The organism is Paraburkholderia hiiakae (genome assembly GCF_904848665.1).
Classification (GTDB): Bacteria; Pseudomonadota; Gammaproteobacteria; order Burkholderiales; family Burkholderiaceae; genus Paraburkholderia; species Paraburkholderia hiiakae.
Window position 1 is genome coordinate 77,906 of the sequence record NZ_CAJHCQ010000025.1, and the last position, 18,481, is coordinate 96,386.

General features: G+C 67.0%; 12 protein-coding genes. 7 read left to right on the top strand and 5 right to left on the bottom strand.

Translation table 11 applies throughout. The features are described 5' to 3' along the window. The first annotated feature begins 3 nt into the window (after positions 1-3). A complete protein-coding gene (locus JMY28_RS33295; RefSeq protein ID WP_201700132.1) occupies positions 4-1,008 on the top strand; it encodes an efflux RND transporter periplasmic adaptor subunit in 1,005 nt (334 codons plus the stop codon). Continuing rightward, on the top strand, positions 1,005-2,534 hold the full coding sequence (locus JMY28_RS33300) for an efflux transporter outer membrane subunit (RefSeq protein ID WP_201700133.1): 1,530 nt from the start codon (positions 1,005-1,007) through the stop codon (positions 2,532-2,534). The genes JMY28_RS33295 and JMY28_RS33300 overlap by 4 nt, the downstream gene beginning before the upstream one ends. Here the strand turns inward: JMY28_RS33300 and pbpC are convergent. From pbpC to JMY28_RS33315, 3 genes are all read right to left on the bottom strand, one after another. Next, complete coding sequence (gene pbpC / locus JMY28_RS33305) at positions 2,531-4,828, bottom strand: penicillin-binding protein 1C (RefSeq protein WP_201700134.1); 2,298 nt, start codon at positions 4,826-4,828, stop codon at positions 2,531-2,533. The two genes, JMY28_RS33300 and pbpC, sit on opposite strands and share 4 nt — an antisense overlap. Beyond that, the gene (locus JMY28_RS33310; protein WP_201700135.1) at positions 4,825-10,863 is read right to left on the bottom strand and encodes an Ig-like domain-containing alpha-2-macroglobulin family protein; all 6,039 of its coding nucleotides are present in this window, start codon (positions 10,861-10,863) and stop codon (positions 4,825-4,827) included. Before JMY28_RS33310 ends, pbpC begins: the two co-directional genes overlap by 4 nt. Positions 10,864-11,256: 393 nt before the next feature. Continuing rightward, positions 11,257-12,045 carry an SDR family NAD(P)-dependent oxidoreductase gene (locus JMY28_RS33315; protein ID WP_201700136.1) on the bottom strand — a complete coding sequence of 263 codons (789 nt, stop codon included), beginning with the start codon at positions 12,043-12,045 and terminating at the stop codon, positions 11,257-11,259. Positions 12,046-12,155: 110 nt separating this feature from the next. Between JMY28_RS33315 and JMY28_RS33320 the strand changes: the two genes are divergently transcribed. Further along, positions 12,156-12,713 (top strand): TetR/AcrR family transcriptional regulator, encoded by a 558-nt coding sequence (locus JMY28_RS33320; RefSeq protein WP_201700137.1) that lies wholly within the window; start codon positions 12,156-12,158, stop codon positions 12,711-12,713. A 122-nt stretch (positions 12,714-12,835) separates the two neighbouring features. Here the strand turns inward: JMY28_RS33320 and JMY28_RS33325 are convergent, their stop codons facing one another. Then, positions 12,836-13,171 carry a DUF4148 domain-containing protein gene (locus JMY28_RS33325; protein ID WP_201700138.1) on the bottom strand — a complete coding sequence of 112 codons (336 nt, stop codon included), beginning with the start codon at positions 13,169-13,171 and terminating at the stop codon, positions 12,836-12,838. Between the two features lie 254 nt (positions 13,172-13,425). Here JMY28_RS33325 and JMY28_RS33330 point away from each other — a divergent pair, with 254 nt between their 5' ends. Together JMY28_RS33330 and JMY28_RS33335 are read left to right on the top strand one after the other, a co-directional pair. Continuing rightward, positions 13,426-14,820: a selenium-binding family protein gene (locus tag JMY28_RS33330; protein WP_201700139.1), complete on the top strand. Its 1,395-nt coding sequence runs from the start codon at positions 13,426-13,428 to the stop codon at positions 14,818-14,820. 14 nt (positions 14,821-14,834) lie between these two features. Continuing rightward, entirely contained in the window at positions 14,835-15,476 is a 642-nt protein-coding gene (locus tag JMY28_RS33335) for a hypothetical protein (protein ID WP_201700140.1), read from the top strand. A 9-nt stretch (positions 15,477-15,485) separates the two neighbouring features. On the opposite strand, the gene JMY28_RS33340 is transcribed toward JMY28_RS33335, so the two are convergent. Beyond that, entirely contained in the window at positions 15,486-16,346 is an 861-nt protein-coding gene (locus tag JMY28_RS33340; RefSeq protein ID WP_201700141.1) for an oxidoreductase, read from the bottom strand. Between the two features lie 258 nt (positions 16,347-16,604). Here JMY28_RS33340 and JMY28_RS33345 point away from each other — a divergent pair, with 258 nt between their 5' ends. Both JMY28_RS33345 and JMY28_RS33350 read left to right on the top strand, forming a co-directional pair. Continuing rightward, positions 16,605-17,462, top strand: coding sequence for an NADPH-dependent oxidoreductase (locus tag JMY28_RS33345; protein WP_236597159.1), 858 nt, complete (start codon positions 16,605-16,607; stop codon positions 17,460-17,462). Between the two features lie 77 nt (positions 17,463-17,539). Beyond that, on the top strand, positions 17,540-18,451 hold the full coding sequence (locus tag JMY28_RS33350) for a ketopantoate reductase family protein (RefSeq protein ID WP_201700142.1): 912 nt from the start codon (positions 17,540-17,542) through the stop codon (positions 18,449-18,451). Positions 18,452-18,481: the final 30 nt, after the last annotated feature.

An 18,481-nucleotide genomic window follows, 5' to 3' on the forward strand; every position in this document is an offset into this window, starting at 1 on the left:
AACGTGAAAAAAACCTGGTTCTCCGCAGGACAGATCCTGCTGACGCTCATCGTCGTCGTGGTCGCCGCCCTCGTGCTGTGGCGCATCGTCAACTACTACATGTTCTCGCCGTGGACGCGCGACGGCCGCGTGCGCGCCGACGTGATCCAGGTCGCGCCCGACGTAGGCGGCCTCATCACCGGCGTCGATGTGGTCGACAACCAGCAGGTCAAGCAAGGCCAGGTGCTGTTCGTGATCGACGAGGCGCGCTACGCGCTCGCGCTGCGCCTGGCCCAGGCCACGCTCGAGCAGCGCAAGGCCACGCTCGCGCAGGCAAAGCGCGAATACGCGCGCAACATTGCGCTCGGCAATCTCGTCGCGGCGGAAACGCTCGAGGAAAGCCGCACGCGTGTCGATCAGGACGAAGCCGCCGCAGCCGACGCGCAGGTCCAGGTCGACACCGCCAAGCTCAATCTTCAGCGCACGACGATCGTGAGCCCCGTGGACGGCTATTTGAACGACCGCGCGCCGCGTGTCGGCGAATACGTCACGGCGGGCCGCGCCGTGGTCGCCGTCGTGGACATGCATTCGTTCCGCGTGGATGGCTACTTCGAGGAAACGCGCCTGCACGGCATTCAGATCGGCCAACCCGTGGAGATCACGGTGATGGGCGAGTCGCGCCCGCTACGGGGTCATGTGCAGAGCATCGTCGCGGCAATCGAGGACCGCGACCGCCAGGCGACGCCGAACCTGCTGCCCAACGTGAATCCGGCGTTCAGCTGGGTGCGGCTCGCGCAGCGCATTCCGGTACGCGTGGCGCTCGACGAAGTGCCCGCCGATTTCCGCATGATCGCGGGCCGCACGGCAACGGTGGCCGTGCGCACGGAGGCGAGCAACGACCGCCAGACCGCAGGCGCGAGCAACGCAAGCGGCGCCGTCGCCTCGCAGCCCGCTGCGCTTGCGAGCGCCCCTGCCGCTTCACGGCCCGCTTCACAGCCCACTTCACAGGCCGCCGGAGCTTCGCAATGACACGCCGCAGTCTCTGGCGCCGCCGCTTCTGGCCCAACCTCGCGCTCGCGCCGCTCACGCTGGCACTGGGCGCGTGCATCACGCTCGGCCCCAACTACCACGTGCCGCAGGAAGCCGCGGTCAATTCGCCGCTTGCGCAAGGGCCGATCGAAGGCGCGGACCATGCGCCCGTCTCGCAACTGGGCGTGCCCGCCAACTGGTGGCAGCTTTACGACGACCCCACGCTCAACGAGCTCGTGCAGGAAGCGCTGAAGTCGAACACGGACCTGCGCGTGGCGGCTGCGAACCTCGCGCGCTCGCGTGCGGTGGTCGATGTCGCCAACGCACAGGGCGGTTTCTCGGGCGGCGCGCATGCCACCGTCGAGCGCGCGCAGGTGTCGGGCGAACAGTACCTCCTGTTCGAAAAAGTGCCCGTTGCGACCCTGGGTGACCTTGGTATCAACGTATCGTACGAATTCGACCTGTTCGGCAAGCTCAGGCGCGGGGTGGAAGCCGCGCGCGCCGACGACGCGGCCGTGGAAGCCGCCGCCGATCTCGCGCGCATCACCGTGGTCGCCAGCGTGGCGCAGGCTTACGTGGAATCGTGCTCGGCAGCCGAGGAACTGGGGGTCGCGCAGGAATCGCTCAAGCTGCAGAAAGAGCGCGTGGCGCTCACGAAGCGCCTACGCGACGCGGGCCGCGGCAACCAACCCGACGTGACGAGCGGGCAGACTCAGGTCGACACACTCGCCGCCGATATCCCGCGCTTCGAGGGACGCCGCCGCGTGGCCCAGTATCAGCTCGCCATGCTGCTCGCCCGCGCGCCCAAGGATCTGCCGCCCGCCGCGCTCGCGTGCAACCGCCTGCCCAGGCTCAAGCAGCCGATTCCCGTGGGCGACGGCGCCGCGCTCCTCAAGCGCCGGCCCGACGTGCGCGAGGCCGAGCGCCAGCTTGCGGCATCGACGGCGCGCATTGGCGTGGCGATCGCCGAGATGTACCCCGACATCACGTTTGGCGCGGGCGTGGGCACGATCGGCGTGACCGGCGATCTGTTCACCCCCGCGACCAATGCGTGGTCATTCGGCCCCCTGATCAACTGGACCTTCCCGGTCAATGGCCAACGCGACCGCGTGCGCGCCGCAGAGGCCGCGACGGGCGGCGCGCTCGCGCACTTCGACGGCGTGGTGCTCAACGCGCTGCGCGAAACGCAGTCGAGCCTCGCGACCTACGCCGCCGACGACCAGCGCGCCGATTCGCTGCGCACGGCCTACACGTCCGCGCAGCAGTCGGCGGACGAAACGCATCGCCTCTATGCGGCGGGCCGCCAGGCGTTCCTCTCCGATCTGGACGCCACGCGCACCCTGACCAGCGTGCATGCGCAGGTCGCGGCGGCCGAAGGCCAGGTTGCGCTCGACCAGGTACGCTTGTTCCTCGCGCTTGGCGGCGGCTGGGAAGGCAATCGGCAAACGCTGCAGCAGCAAGGTGCGCAGGGAGCCCAAAGCGCGCCGGCAGCGGCCGCGGCGACTTCGCCCACGCCCGCGAACTAAAGGCGCTCGCCTGCCCTTGGGCGCGCCACGCTGCCTTGCGCGGCGTCGGCGTGCATCGACTTCTGCGGCCTGGCAAGCGCGCCGCGTACCTCGAAGCGCACGGTATCGGTCACCTGCCCTCGCGCATCGACGAGTTCGAGCGTGTGCTTGCCAGGCCAGGGCAGCCACGCCACGCGCGCGGCGCCGCCCAACGCCTTGCCGTCCAGGCGCCAGCTCACGCGCGCGCTCGAGCCCGTCGCGCGCTCGAACCAGACGCGCTGACGCGGCGCGGGAATGTCGGGATCGAGCGCGAAAATCGTGCCGTCCACGGGGCTACCGATCTGCGCCGGGCCGCGCGCGAGATCCGCGGCGTTCGAGGCGAGGCCCACTAGCGGCGTAGACGTGCCGGCGATGAACCACTCGTTGCGCGACGGCTCCACGGCATCGGCGAACTGCACGCGCACGCGTTCGACGCCAGGCGGCGCGGCAGGCGCGACACTCGGCACGCGCCGATGCAGATAGCCGACGATGGCCGCCCATACCGGCGCCGCGCCGCTCACGCCCGAAACGTCCCACATGGGCGAGCCGTCCGCGTTGCCGACCCACACGCCCACCGTATAGCGCGACGTGAAGCCCACGGTCCAGTTGTCGCGCATGTCCTTGCTCGTGCCCGTCTTGACTGCGGAAAACATGCGCGTATCCAGCGGGCTGTCGAAATCGAAGGTACGCGTGCGCGCGTTGTTGTCGGCGAGGACGTCGGTGACGATGAACGCGGACTCGCGGCTGAATACGCGCTTTGACGCGCTATTTGACGCGGTCTTCGCAGGCGCAGGCAATTCGGCGATCGGGCTCGTGACGCCGCCATTAGCCAACGCACGATACGCATTCGTGAGCGTGACGAGGCTCACGTCCGCGCTCCCCAGCGCGAGGCTGAAGCCGTAGTAGTCGCCGGCCTGCGTGAGCGGCAGGCCGAGCGACGTGAGCGTCTTCGCGAAGCGGTGTGGCGTGACCATCACGAGCGTGCGCACGGCCGGCACGTTCAGCGACGAACCGAGCGCGGTGCGCACGCTCACCCAACCTTTAAAGCCCTTGTCGTAGTTCTGCGGCATGTAGAGGCCGCCGCCCGCCGCAAGATCGAGCGGTGCGTCGTCGAGCAACGAAGCGGTCGTCACGCGGCGCTCGTCGATGGCCTCCGCGTAGAGAAAAGGCTTGAGCGTCGAGCCCGCCTGGCGCAGCGCAAGCGCAGCGTCGACCTCGCGCGCCTTCGATAGGCCTCCTGATGACCCGACCCAGACGAGCACTTCGCCCGTCGCATTGTCGAGCACGACCACCGCGCCGTCCTGCACGTTGCGCGGATGCGCGCGCGCGTTGAGTTCGATGAGCGTGCGCGTGAGCGTGTCGCGCGCATAGCGTTGCAGGTTCGCGTCGAGCGTCGAGCGCACGCGCATGCCGGGCGCGGGGTGGACGGCGTTCGCGATCTGGCGTGCAAAGTGCGGCGCAAGCTGCGGCGAGTTTTCGCTGCGGCCGTCGAACGAGGGATCATCGGCGGCAATGGACGGGCGGGCGAAGGCCATCTGCACGAAGGCACCGAGATTCGGGCAGCCGCTATCGACGCTCGCGGCGCGCATGTCGCGCAGAATGCGGCACGCGCGCGTGGCGACCTTCGCATACGGCGCATTGGGTGCCCGGATCAGCGCGGCGGCCACGGCCGATTCGCGTTCGTCGAGCCCCGATGGCGCCTTGCCGAACAACGTTTGCGAAAGTGCCGAAAGCCCCACGGACTCGCCACGGAACGGCACGAGATTCAAATACGCTTCGAGAATCTGGTCCTTGCGCCAACTGCGTTCGAGCCGCAGCGCGTCCACCGCTTGCACGGCCTTTTGCGCGAGCGAGCGCTGGCCCGAGTGCTTCGGGTCGTCGTCGAGCAGGCCCGTGAGCTGCATCGTGACCGTGGAGGCCCCGCGTGTGCGCGTATTCCACAGGTTCGCCCACGCGGCGGCCGCCGCGCCGCGCCAGTCCACGCCGCTGTGCTCGTAGAATCGTTTGTCCTCCGAAACGACGATCGCCTCGCGCAACGCCGGCGAAACGTCGGCGAGCGCGATCCAGTCGCCGCGCCGCGCGGTGTGCTCCACGCGCGTGCGCTGCAGCGGTGTCCCGTCGCGCGCGAGCAGCACCCAGTCGGAGCTTTGCCACTGGTCGCGCACGTCATCGAAAGTCGGCAGTGCGAACGCGGGCAACGGCACCAGCACGACGCACAGCACGGCAACGCCAAGTGCCCTCGTGGAGCGGTGCCGTGGCGCGAGTGAGCGGCTCATTGCGCCGCCTTCACGACCACCGGCGCATTCGGCGCGACGCCGAACGTCGCGGGCGCATAAAGCGCCTCGACGCGCGTGGGCGGCATTCCGAACGCGCCGACGTTGTTCAGCCGCACTGTGTACTCCACCGAAACCTTCCCCTTCGGCAAGAACTCGTAGTAGGCACGATAGCCGTCGAAGCCGCGCTCGATGAATGCCGGCCACGGACCGTTCTCGTCCTGCTTCTCGCCTTGCGTCGCCACGGCCGAATCGCGCCCGAGCCCTGAGCCGAGGATCGTCGCGCCCGCGGGGATCGGGTCATTCACGACGACCCACGTCATGTCGGTCTGCGCGTCGATATCGAGGCGCACGCGCACGATGTCGCCGCGCGTGTACACGCCCTTCACCGCGGCGCTCACCGGCGTGATGGTCTTCGTGATGCGATAGCCCGCCGCGAACGGCGCGCGCAACGCGACCGCCGCGAGGCTTTCCACCGTGGCCCAGGGCTTGCCGGTTCCTTCCTGAGTCAGCGTGAGGGTCGCCGCCGCGTTCTGCTTGGGCCATGCGAGAAGCGTGCTGCGCGCGGGCGCGTTTCGCGTCGCCGCGGTGGCCCCGCTGGCGCTCGATGCCGCTTGCGCAGCGGCTTGCGACGCCGCGTTCCAGTCGACGACGCGAGACGTATCGCCGAGCTGGATCTTCGTCGCGCCCGTCACCGGATCGCGCTCGAACACGCGCGAGAAGCGCTCGACCGCAAGTGAACCGTATGCGTTCGCCGTCGTCGTGCTCCATGCGCCGTTGCGTTGCAACGCGAGCAGGCCCGCCACGAGCCGCGGCATCTCATCCTTCCACGCCGGGTTGTCGGCATACGCCAGCGCGAGGCGCGCCGCGTTGACCTCCGTGCCCGTCATGAGCCACCACAGATCGTCTTCGGCAGCTGTGGAGAACGTAAGCTGCGTGCCCTGCCACGTGAGACGCGAGCGCAGGAACTGCTCGAGCTGCGCCAGCTTCTCCGTGCGATCCGGCACGTCACGCATGCGCGAGAGACTTTCCGCGTAGTCGATCACCGCCGATGTGGGCCACTGGTTCGGCGCGATCTCGATCGAGCCGAACTGGCGCGCGTTCGCCGCGCCGTAGCGCGAGAGCGCATCGATGGCCGCGAGCTTGCGCAGATCGAGGTCGCGGCGCGGCGCCCATGCATTGCGCTCGATGCGGCCTTCCACGAAGCGCGTAAGGCCCTCCACCATCTTGCTGCGCAAGGCATCGGGAAGCGCGAAGCGCGCATCGAGCTTCGACGCCTCGTCGCTCACCGTGAGCAGATACGCGGTGAGCGCGGTGCTGCCATGGCTCGCGCTGTCGTCAGTGGGCGGGAAGTAGTTCGCGAGGCCGTCGCGATCCAGATACACGGGCATGCGCGCAAGCTCCGCCTGCCAGCGCGCGGGGTCCCGCAGGCCGATCGCAATCGACGTTTGCTGCTCGAGGCAGGAATACGGATAGCGCGAGAACCAGCGGCGCACGCCGGGCAAGCCATCCGCGAGCTTCGGCTGCAGCGACACCGCGATGCCGCCTCGCACCACGCCTGCATGCGTCACGCTCGCATTGGCCGGCGGCGCAACGGGAATCGAGAGCGTGCCGTCCACTTGCGCGAGCGTGGCCTGCTGCACCGTGACAGGTATCGCCGCGCTCACCTGCTGCGCGAGCTTCACCGCGTCCGCCGCATGCGCACCGCCCTGCTCCGCCGCGCTCACGTTCCAGACGAGCGCGGGCCGCTCGGCCTCGGCGAGATCGTCGGGAACCGTGGCTGTCCACGCGATCTCGCGCGACGAATTGGGCGCGAGGTCTACCGTCTGCGCAGCAAGCGCGAGCGGCGCCACGTTCGGCGTGACCAGCACTTTCATCGCCCGCGGGGTCGTATTGCGCAGCGTAAATTGCGCGCGGAAGGTGTCGCCTTCGCGCACTTGCGGCGGCAGGCCCGAGATCAGTTGCAAGTCCTGCGTGCTCTCGATCGTCGCGCTGCCGGTGCCGAAGCGCGCCACCCCGCTCGCCGCGATCGCAACAATGCGAAAGCGCGTGATCGAGTCATTGAGCGGCACATCCACTTGCGCCGCCCCCTTCGCGTCGAGGGTGACGCGCGGGTTCCAGTAGAGCAGCGTGTCGAAGAGTTCGCGCGTCGCGCCATGGCCACCGCCACCGCCCGCCGGCACCGCTTTACGCCCGAAGTGACGACGCCCGACGATCTCCATCTGCGCCGTGGCCGTTTCCACGCCGTACGCGCGTTGCTGCAGCATGGCATCGAGCAGGTCCCAGCTGCGGTTGGGCATGAGTTCGAGCAACGCTTCGTCCACGGCCGCCACGGCGATCTGCGTACCCGCCGGCACCGGCTGCCCGCCCGGAAGTTGCACGCGCAACTGGACGTGCGACGTTGCGCGAACCGCATAGCGTTTCGCATCGGGCGTCACGCTCACCGCCAGGCGGTGCGCCGCGTCGCCCACACGGATTTGCGCGAGGCCGTAACGGAAAGCGGGCTTGGAAAGATCGACGAGCGGCGTGGGCGCCTCGTACTGGCGGCCTTCGTACCAGAACGCGCGCGCCCATTCGAGCGGCGCTTTCCAGCCCCAGGTGAAGAACGAATACCACGGCACTTCGTGAATACGCCCGCGCAGCGCGAGCACCGAAACGTAGACGTTCGGCCCCCACGTGTCGCTCACCTTCAACTCGACCGTCGGGTCGCGCCCGTCGAGCTGTACCACGTGCGTTTCGATGATGCCTTCGCGCTCCACGGCCACGAGCGCCGTCGCGAAGCGAAATGGCATGCGCACCTGGAAGCGCGCGGTCTCGCCGGGTTCGTAGCTCGTCTTTTCCGGCAACACGTCGATGCGGTCCGTGTTCTCGCTGCCGAACCAGAGTTCGTCCTCGCGCGTGACCCAGACCGACGTCGTCGCCGTGGACGCATGGCCGTCGCCGTCGCGCGCCGTGGCCACGAGCTGGATGTTGCCCGCTTCCTTGAGCTTCGCGTCGCACGTCAGCAAGCCATGATCGTCGCTCGTGCCGCTGCACAGCGTGCCGAGATCGCGAGTCTCCGTGTGGTTGTCGTAGGCGTAGAAACCGCCCACCATGCGCTTGCGCGACGTGGTCGTGATCTTCGCGACGCCACGCACTTCTAGCTTCACGCCCGCGTGAGGCTTGCCTTGCAGGTCGAGCGCAATCGCCGTTACCGGAACCGTCTTGCCCACGGAAACCCAATGCCCCGACTTGACGCCCGCCACCACGGCCGCTGGCCAAAGCGTGGCCGCGCCGCTGATGGTCTGCACCTCGCCGTTCGGGTCCGCGAAGGTCGCTTCGAGCGCAAGGCGCCTCGGCGCATCCACGCTCGGCAGGTTCTTCAGCACCAGCGTGCCCGCGCCGTTGCGGTCGAGCGTGAGCGGCTCCTTGTCGGCCACCAGCTTCGCGACTTCGTTGTCCTCCTGTGGGCCACTGTCTTCGTCTTCAGATGTGTTATCGGCCGCGCTTGCGCTCACATACGGTGTGAAACTGAAATCGCTGTACGTGCTAGCGAATGACGGCGTCGTGTCCTTCACGAGCGCCGAGACCTGCACGGGAAGATTCGACGCCGCGCCGCCCGATACATAATCGATCTGCACCGCGACGCCGGCCTGCGTGGCGGCAACGAGCGGCGAAGTCTTCTCGTTTTGCACGGCTATCGTGCCCTTGAGCACCGGCAAGCGGAATGCCTCCACGCGGAAGCTGCCGCTGTCGTAGCTCATGTGAATGGCGTCCGCGCTGTTGTCGGCTTCTTCGTTGCCCTCGTCAGCCGTGCCCGCGTTCGCGTCGCCGTCGTCGAGCGAAACGTCGTATTCGCCGAGCTTCGCTTCGGGCGGCAACGCAAAGGTCGAATCAGCCGTATGGTCGGCGGCCCACTTGAGCGGCAGGTGCCACGTCTGCCCGCTGCCGGCATGCCGTATCGTCACGCGCGTGGGGTAATGCTGCGGGAACGCGAAACCCCGCATCGTCTGTGCACGGATGAAATGCTTCATCGACACCGTCTCGCCCGCGCGCAGCAGCGTGCGGTCGAACACGGTATGCGCCCGCACCGTGGGCTGAATGCTCGTGTCGGTCGGCACATTGAAGCGCCACGACTCGATGCCGCGATTCCAGTCCGACTGCACAAACGCCATGTCGGGACCCGTTTTCGGGTCGTCGATACGCGCCGAAACGAACAGCCCGCTATAGCTGTTTTCGCCGCAGTCGCGGCGGTTCGAAAGCGGCCCGTCGATCGTCAGCAGTCCGTGAGAATCCGTCTTGCCCGTGGCGAGGGTCTCGCCGTTGCAATCCGATACGTGCACATCGGCGCCCGCTACCGGCTCGCCCTTGTCGAGCGATGTGACCCACACCAGACTGTTCTCGCGGCCCTGCTTGAAGTGAACGCCCAGATTGGTGATGAGCACGGTCGTGCGCACGTACATGGGCGCGGGCTTGCCGAGCAAGGAGGTTCCGAGCGTTGGCGAAGCGAGCTCGATCACGTAGAAGCCCGGCTTCGGCACGGGAATGCCCACCACTTCGAACGGCCGCAGCGCCTTGGGATCGGCCTTGGGCAGCGTGAGCGTCTGCACGCCCGGCTGCCCTTCGAGCAGCGAGAGCGAGCGCACGTCGATGATGCGCGCCTTCGCGTCGTCGTCGCCCTCACCGGTCGTGCGCGGAATCATCACGGGCGACTTCGCACGCGCGAGCAGCCCCGGCATCAGCTTGTCGATCGACGTTTCGCTCATGCCGAAGTTGTCGAATTGATCGACGAGACGCATCCAGCGGCGCATATCGGAATCGGACTGCACCGCGAGTTTTGCGAACTTCGCCTCGTTCGCGTTGAGCCCCTGCACGTGCAGGTCGGCCTCGACGTTGCGCAGCGTGACCGGCACGAGCGGCGGCGTGCCCGGCTCCGCATAGCGCTCGATGATGCCGAAGGTCGAAGACGGAAATTTCGCGAGCGGCGGCATCGGCGCGGTCGCCGTATGCAGCGGGAACAGATCGGCATTCGCGAGCGCTCGCCCGCTTACGTCCTTGAGGCCCGCGGGCGCGGTGATCGTGAGCGTCGCGTGATCGGGCAAGGGCGCGGCGAATGAGATCGAACTCACTTCGTTGTCCTTGTCGTCTGCACGAAAGGTCGGCGCGACTTCGCCCTTCGGCCCTTGCAGGCGGAATTTCTGCGCGTCGGCGCGCGTAATGGGTGCGCTCAGATCGACGCGCACGGGCCGCAGCGGCGTGCATGGAGCCTTCGCATTCTCGCGCTCGCAGCTCATGCTCGCGGTGAATGGCGCGCGCACCGTGAAATCGAAGCGGCGCTCCACGTCGTTGGGCGTGCCGTTCGGTCCCAGTACGCCCTTTCCGTACACGAGTTGCATCTTCGCGCTGGAGGGCAGCGTTTGCTGGCAGGCGAGTGTGAGCACGCTCGCGCTGTCCTTTTCGAGCCGGAAATGTTTGAGGAGCGCCGCGCGCGTGGGCGCATCGACAGGCTGCACCGGAATGCGGTTGCCGAGTCCACCGGACTCACACCATACGTGTTCGCGCACGGAAGCCGGCGTGGCGGGGCCATTGAGCTTCAGCACGAATACCTGGTTTTCCTCTATTTCGCCACCGTAGGGACGCACGCTCACCGGAAACGGTCCGCCCGTCGAGAACGTGAAGCGCCGCGCGCCCGTCACTGCGTTGCCCGCCTGCGATTTGAGCCCATCGGCGAGCGTGACGCTGCATTGCACGTCGGGCGGCAGATCGGCGGCGAAATCGTAGGCCCACGTCTTGCCGTCGATCCAGCGGCCCTGGCCCGCTCTGGCCGCCGTGTTGCTGCACTGAAGACGCACGGGGTCCTTCGCATCGGGTGCGCCGAACGTCACTATGGCCTCGTCGAACTTCACCACCACCTGGCGCACCTGCGCCACGGTCCCCTGCGGCGATACGCTCACCGCGCGCGCGGCATAGGCGCGCCATGCCCAGACCATGCATAAGCCCAGCATCAGGGCTAGCGCCAACGTCCACCACCCGCCAGTTTTTCGTGTTATTCGTTGCATCGACCGGTCCTCGTTTGCGCGCACGCCGCGCGGCCATTGCCGTGCGGCGTGCGGTGAATGGTACAGGGCGCCGCGCGCTCGCGCGCCGGAGATGGCCGGCCACGCGCTCGCGCGGGGGGGCTCGCGCCGAACGTGAGCGCCCGCGCGCAGCATGCCGCGACCTGGCAACCGGCGATATCGGAAACCGCTGAATTTGCGAACGCGCTAATGCGAAGGGAGGACCGCGGGGAATACGCTAGTGCGGCTTGCGAACGCTAGCCGGTGAGAGATGGTGTGAAGACATGGCGACGGTGCGTAGTGAAGGCGCGCTGTGACGGCTCCCACGCCTCGCGGCTCGTCATGCAACGCGAGCGGCCGGTGGCCGCTCGCAATACATCGCACTATGTGATCGAACTACGCGGCTTCGCGATACCGCGCCGCCGGCTGCGACTGGCCGAAGTTCGCGAACATTGCAGACCGGGCGGCTTCGTAATCGGCCCACTGCTGCGCGTCGTGCAGCGGCGGGATCGTCACCGCCTCGCGCCGGTCATAGCCCACGAGTGCCGCGTCGACGAGATCGTCCACTTCCATCACGGCCGGCAATGCGTTCACGTCCTTTCCGGAGCGCTCCCAGATTTCGGTGCGGGTGGCGCCGGGCACGACGGCCTGCACGTACACGCCCTTCGCGCCGAGTTCCAGATTCAGCGACTGCGAAAAATACAGCACGAACGCCTTCGTCGCACCGTACACGCTCGAGCGGAATTCGGGCGCGAGTCCAATGACGGAGCCGATATTCACGATCGCCCCCTTGCCTTCACGCGCAAGACGCGGCGCGACCGCCGCCGCGAGGCGCGCAAGTGCCGTGACATTCAGACCGATGAGGCCGCCCACTGCATCCGGGCCCTGCTCGACGAACGTGCCCGGCAGGCTCGCACCGGCGTTATTGATCAGCACGCCGATGCGTGAGTCTTCAGCGAGGCGCGACTCCAGCAGCGCAAGATCGGCATGCGAAGCCAGATCGGCGCGAACGATTTCCACATTCACGCCATCGCGCTCGCGCAGGCGCGCCGCGAGGTCTTCCATGCGGGCGCGATCGCGCGCCACCAGCACGAGGTCATGACCGCGCTTGGCAAAACGGTCGGCATACACGGCGCCGATGCCCGTGGATGCGCCAGTGATCAGGACAGCAGGTTTAGCAGACATCGAAACTTCTCCTTATGAATTCCGTTTACATGATGAACGTCATGTAAATTGAATCATGATGATCATCATGTATAATGTCAAGCATCGATCGAAGGAAACGGGAGAGAACAATGAGGGTCAGTCGCGAACAGGTGGAGATGAACCGCCAGCAGATCCTGGAAGCCGCCGGCCGGCTCTTTCGCGAGCACGGCTACGATGCGGTGACCGTCGCGGACGTGATGAGCGCAGCCGGGCTCACGCACGGCGGGTTCTACGGCTATTTCAAGTCGAAAGACGAGTTGATCGCGCAAACGCTGACCCACGTCTTTGCACAGGGCGAAGGTGGCGATTCCGATCTGGCGCGCTATGCATCGCGCTACCTCTCTGCCGAGCATCGCGACAACGTGGCGGGCGGCTGTCCGACCGCGGCGCTCGCCGCTGAAACGGCGCGGCAAACACCCGAGGCGCGCGCCATCATGGCGGCCGGACTCGAGCGACAAATCGAACGCTTGAGTGCGGGCATGCATGGCGCAGGCGCCGCAGCGGCGCGTCAGGCGGCGATTGGCGGCTGGGCCGCGATGGTGGGTGCGGTCGTGCTTGCGCGGCTGTGCGACGATCCCGCGCTATCGAACGAGATCCTCACGTCCACACGCGCCTGGATTGGCGAGCGTGAAGCGCCACAAAACTGAGAGTGGCGGCTGAATGTGCTGTGTGAGCAGGCGGGAAATAAATCAGCCCGCGGTACGCTTTCGCGCCGTCGCGGGCTGATATTCACTGTGCGGCACGAATCGACTTCGTACCGGCGTCAAACTCAATGCGCGTTATACACCGGCGGCGAATAGCTGCTCACCGCGCCATCGGTACGCGAGCCGCTTTCCGAAGAGCCGCTCGTGGCCGGGCCGTAGCCGGTAGCCTGCGCAGCGGCACCGCCGTTTTGCGCGTTCACGCGTGCCTGGGCTCGTTGCAGATCGTCGGGATAATACAGATCGTTCACCGAAGGACGATAACCCGCGGCTTCGAGTTGCACGAGTTCACCGCGCACCTGAGCACGCGTCACAGGACCATTACTGCCTTGCGACTGTGCGAATGAAATGGCCGGCACTGCAAGCACGGCAGCGATCGCAATGGCCTTGATAAGTGTTCTCATGACTAACCTCCAGTAACTTGATCGAATCGGCGCAGTTGCTTGTCTGCATCCGTTGAGTACAAGTCTAGGAACGTTAGCCTTGCGAATAAATGCCGCAAATGCGAATTTACTATTCTCGCAGAGCTGATAATCCGCTTTCATTGCTCGAAGTGCATAAGCTTCTATCCGGATGGAATATGGAGCATATGTGCAACGCACTGTTCCACTCTGATGCATGATAGGAGCTCTTCCGAGTCTTCGATGAGGGGGCAGCAATGGCGACGTGGCAACCGGACCCGACCTTCTATCCGTCTGCGCGCCTGGCAGGCGGCGCCCCGCCGGAGACACTGGCGTACGTCGCCAGCTTCGACCCCACGAGCCGCGTGCCCGATTCGCTCGACGTGGTCGATCTGGACCCGCGCTCGCCGGAATTCGGGCGCATCGTGCACCGGCTGGCCATGCCCAACGTCGGCGACGAGCTCCATCACTTTGGCTGGAATGCCTGCAGTTCGTGTCTGTGCCCCAACGCTCCACACGCGCATACCGAGCGCCGCTATCTCGTCGTGCCCGGGCTGCGCTCCTCGCGCATTCATATCGTCGACACGAAGCCCGACGCGCGCCGCCCCCATATCACGCGCGTGCACGAACCCGAGAGCGTTGCGCAGCGCGCGGGCTACACGCGCCCCCACACCGTGCATTGCGGGCCGGATGGCATTTATGTGACGTCGCTTGCGAACGCGCAGGGCGAAGCGCCCGGCGGCGTCTTCCTGATGGACCACGAGAGTTTCGACATTCTCGGCCAGTGGGAGATCGATCGCGGCCCGCAACAACTCGCCTACGACGGCTGGTGGCACCTGGGCTATGACACGCTCGTGACGAGCGAATGGGGCCTGCCCGCGACCTTCGAGAACGGCCTCGTGCCCGAAGTTTTGCTAGGCGGCCAGTATGGCCATCGCCTGCACTTCTGGGATCTGCACACGCGCCAGCACAAACAAGTGCTCGACTTCGGCGCGGAAAACCAGCTCGTGTTCGAGCTGCGCCCCGCGCACAACCCCACGCGGCCCTATGGCTTCGTGAATTCCGTGATCAGCCTGAAGGATCTCTCGGCGTCGATCTGGCAGTGGTATCTCGACGGCGACCAGTGGGCCGCACGCAAGATCATCGAAATTCCGGCTGAGCCAGCCGATCCCGAGCATCTGCCGCCCATGCTCAAGGGCTTTGCGGCCGTGCCGCCGCTCGTCACCGATATCGCGCTCTCGCTCGACGACCGTTTCCTCTACGCGGCGTGCTGGGGCACGGGGGATTTGCGGCAGTACGATGTGTCGGACCCCGAGAATGCGCGCCTGACGGGTTGCGTGCGCATCGGCGGCATTGCGGCGGGCGCGGCGCATCCCTTTGCGCCCGCGCGCAAGCTGAACGGCGGCCCGCAAATGGTGGAAGTGAGCCGTGACGGCCGGCGCGTCTATTTCAGCAACTCGCTTTATGGTGCGATCGACGCGCAGTTCTATCCCGAAGGCATCGATGGCTGGATGGTGAAACTCGACGCCGCGCCCGAAGGCGGCCTCGAGTTCGACGAGCGCTTCTTTGTCGAATGGCCGAAGTCGCACCGGCCGCACCAGATCCGGCTCGAAGGCGGCGATTGCTCATCTGATTCGTACTGCTACCCATAATCGCGGAGCATCGTATGGAGGAAGTCTTCGGCGCGCACTGGGGCGCCTGGGCAGCCGTGGTGGGCAGCGGCGTCTTTCACGGCGTGAACCCGGCAATGGGTTGGCTTTTCGCGACCGCCCTCGGCTTGCAGCGCGGAAGCCGTACGGCGTTGCTGTTCGCGTTGCCGCCCATTGCCCTCGGTCATGCCGCGTCCATTCTGCTGTTCACGAGCTCCACGGCAGCGCTGGGCGCGCACCTGCCAGCCACCGCGCTGCATTGGGGGCTGGGTGCACTGCTGATCGCGTGGGCCGCCTGGCAGCACGCGTATGGGCACCGGCACCGCGTGCGCGTGGGGATGACTGTGGGCTTTGTCGGGCTTGCAGCGTGGTCCGCGTTGATGGCCACGTTGCACGGCGCGGGGCTCATGCTGATGCCCGCCATGCTGCCGCTGTGCGGTGGCGCAGGGGGCGCTGCGGGCCTTGCGAACCCGCTTGCGCTTTCGTTTGCGTTCACCGCACTGCATACGATCACGACGCTCGCCACCACGGCGGCAATCGCGCTGCTCGCCTACGAGTATCTCGGCCTTGGCGTGCTGCGGCGCGGCTGGATCAATTTCGACTGGCTCTGGCGCGGGGCGCTCGTGGCGACAGGCACGTTGATGATCGCGACCGCGTGAGCCGCTGAGTCAGCTCCCTGCCGGATAATCGGTGCCAAGGCTCAACTCGCGCCACGCCTCGATATCGGCAAGCGCCGCGCGCAAGCGGTTCGCCACCGCATCCACGCCGAATGCGCCCAGCACGAGATGCCGCGGCGGCTTTTCTGCTTCCGCGATGTGTATCATCGCCTGCGCCGCGCGCACCGGATCGCCCGGCTGATGCCCGCTGCCCTCGGCCGTGCGCTTCATGCGCGCGCCCGCCGTTTCGGCATAGTCGTCGATATGGCTCGGCGTCTGCACGAGCGAGCGGCCTGCCCAGTCCGTGCGAAACGGCCCCGGCTCCACGCAGGTCACCTTGATGCCGAGCGGGCCGACTTCCGCCAGCAGCGAATCGGAAAATCCCTCCACGGCGTGTTTTGAGGCCGCGTAGTAGCCGGAACCCGGAAAACCCGCGAGCCCCGCCACCGACGTAATGTTGATGACATGTCCCTTGCGGCGCGCGCGCATGCCCGGCAGCACCGCGCGCGTGAGCGCGAACAGACCGAATGCGTTGGCGTCGAACTGCGCGCGGATCTCGTGTTCCTCGCCCTCTTCGATCGAACTTTGATAGCCGTAGCCCGCGTTGTTGACGAGCACGTCGATCGCGCCGAACTGCTTTTGTGCAGCCGCGACGGCGGCGTCGATTTGCGTGGCATCGGTCACGTCGAGCGAGACGGGCAGCAGGCGATCGCTGGCCTCGGGCGCGAGATCGTCGAGCGACGCCTTGTTGCGCGCGCTTGCCACACAGCGCCAGCCACGCGCGAGCACGGCACGGGCAAGCTCGCGGCCAAAGCCGGTCGAACAGCCGGTCACGAACCAGACCGGCGAAGTATTCTGGGAATCAACGGACATGGGATAGCCTCCCGGAAGAAGGGGCAGACAAGGCTGCCGAAGACAGGGGGAAAGCAGAAGATGGCGCCGCCGCCCGGAGCGAACGCATGCGCAGGTTCCGATGATACCGGTCACGCACGAACTCTGCTGACGCGCCCGTGAACCTGTGCCGATGAACACCTGCGCCAATCGTCCGACCCATGTACCATACGGCGCTTGGCGCAGCGATCGATTTCCGCGCGCCTCGATACAACAGTCACCTGCCGGAGAAGAAACCCGATGTCCACCGTCACCACGCCCGCAAACCCCGCTGCCGAAATCGCCGATGCCATGCGCGCCCTCGAAGCGCGCTATGGCACGCCGTGGTCCGCGCCGCTGCCGGCCTGGAACGATACGCTCGACACGCTGCTCGCGCATCGCTCGGTGCGCAATTACGCGGATCGTCCACTGCCTGAGGGCACGCTCGAAACGCTGATCGCAGCGGCGCAATCGGCTTCGACCTCGTCGAACCTGCAGACGTGGAGCGTCATTGCCATCGAGAACCCCGAGCGCCGCGCGCGCCTCGCCGAGCTTGCGGGCGGCCAGTCGCATGTTCGCGCAGCGCCCCTCTTTCTCGTGTGGCTCGCGGACCTCTCGCGCCTCGAAGCGGCTGGCGCGCGCAGCGGGGCAAGCGTCGAAGGTCTGCACTATATGGAGACGCTGGTCGTCGGCATGATCGACGCGGCGCTTGCCGCGCAAAACGCCGTGGTCGCGCTCGAATCGCTCGGCATGAGCGCCGTGTATATCGGCGGCATCCGCAATCAGCCTGAGCAGGTGGCCGCGGAACTGGGCCTGCCGCCGCGCGTGCTCCCCGTGTTCGGCCTGTGCGTGGGCTATCCCGACGAAACGCGCCCCGCGGATGTGAAACCGCGCTTGCCGCAAGAGGTCGTGCTCCACCGCGAACAATACGACGCGCCCTCGCAAGCGGCGGCGATTGCACAGTATGACGAAGTGATGGGCGGCTTCCAGACCGCCCAGGGATTGAGCGCAGCGGGCTGGACCGTGCGCTCGCTCGCGCGCTGGCGCAGCCGCGAGTCGCTGCACGGCCGCGACCGCTTGCGCGACGCGCTGAGCGCGCTCGGCTTCGAGTTGCGCTGAACGCACCGGCACGCCGCTGAATCTCACAGGTAACGTTGCAGGCAACGAAAGCCGCACGCCACACAGGAGAAACGCAAATGAAAGTCGCCGTCATGGGCGCAGGCGCAGTAGGCTGCTTTTTCGGCGGCATGCTCGCGCGCGCGGGACACGATGTGGTCTTGATCGGCCGGCCCCAGCACGTCGAGGCCATTACGCGCGACGGGCTGCGCCTCGAAGCGCAGCAGTTCGACGAGCGCATCGGTGCGCCACATCTCACGGCCAGCACCGAAACCTCTGCCGTGGCGGGCGCGGACCTCGTGCTGTTCTGCGTGAAGTCGACCGACACCGAAGGCGCGGGTGCCGCGATCAAACCGTATCTCGGCGCCGAGACTCTCGTGCTCACGCTGCAGAATGGCGCGGATAACGCGGAGCGCCTGCGCACCGTGATCGCGCAAGATGTGGCGGCCGCGGTGGTGTATGTCGCCACGGAGATGGCGGGGCCCGGCCACGTGCGCCATCACGGGCGCGGCGAGTTGGTGATCGAACCTTCACGCGCGAGCGAGGCCACCGCGCGCACGCTCATCGACGCGGGCGTGCCCACGGAAATCTCGCCCAATGTGCGCGGCGCGCTTTGGGCGAAGCTGATCGTGAACTGCGCGTACAACGCGCTCTCGGCGATCACGCAATTGCCTTATGGGCGTCTCGTGAAAGGCTCGGGCGTGAGCGAGACGATGCACGACATCGTCGGCGAATGCGTGGCCGTCGCGCAGGCCGACGGCGTGACGCTGCCGCCGGACATGGACAGCGCGGTGACACGCATCGCGCAGACCATGCCGGGCCAGTATTCGTCCACGGCGCAGGATCTCGCGCGCGGCAAACTCAGCGAGATCGATCACCTCAATGGCTACGTCGTGAAACGCGGCGCGGCGCTTGGCGTACCCACGCCTGCGAACCGCATGCTGCAAACGCTTGTACGGCTCATCGAGGACAAGGCGCGCGCGGCGATCTAGCTCGCGCGCCGGTCACGCGCCGGTCTCCAT